1 pseudogene is annotated in these 525 nt (G+C 48.4%); it reads left to right on the top strand.

From position 1 onward, the window contains the following. Window positions 1-525, top strand: a pseudogene (gene ispH, locus RJ32_RS00130) (4-hydroxy-3-methylbut-2-enyl diphosphate reductase); the annotation flags it as partial.

Here is a 525-nt window from a genome sequence, read left to right as displayed (position 1 = left end):
CTTTTGTGCCGGAGTTGATCGCGCTATAACTATTGTTGAGCGGGCTTTAGAAATATTTGAGCCGCCAATTTACGTGCGTCACGAGGTGGTTCACAACAAATATGTTGTCAGTAAACTGCGCGAGGCCGGTGCGGTCTTTGTTGAAGAATTGCACGAAGTACCAGACGACCAAATTGTTATTTTTAGCGCCCATGGCGTCTCTCAGGCGGTAAGACAAGAAGCCAAAGATCGCGGCTTGCGAGTATTTGACGCGACTTGCCCATTGGTGACCAAAGTCCATATGGAAGTTACCCGTGCCAGCCGTAAAGGGCATGAATGTATTTTAATTGGTCACGCAGGACACCCTGAGGTTGAAGGGACTATGGGCCAATATAATAATTCTGAGGGTGGCATTTATTTGGTGGAGTCGCCGGAAGATGTTGCCAAGCTGGAAGTGAAAGATCCCGGTAACCTGCATTACATGAGCCAGACCACCTTATCGGTTGATGACACGGCCGACGTAATAGATGCCTTGCGTCAAAAGTT

Source organism: Idiomarina sp. 28-8, assembly GCF_000320945.2.
GTDB lineage: Bacteria > Pseudomonadota > Gammaproteobacteria > Enterobacterales > Alteromonadaceae > Idiomarina > Idiomarina loihiensis.
Note: the sequence above shows the minus strand (reverse complement) of the source record. Positions and strands in the feature narration are given on the sequence as shown.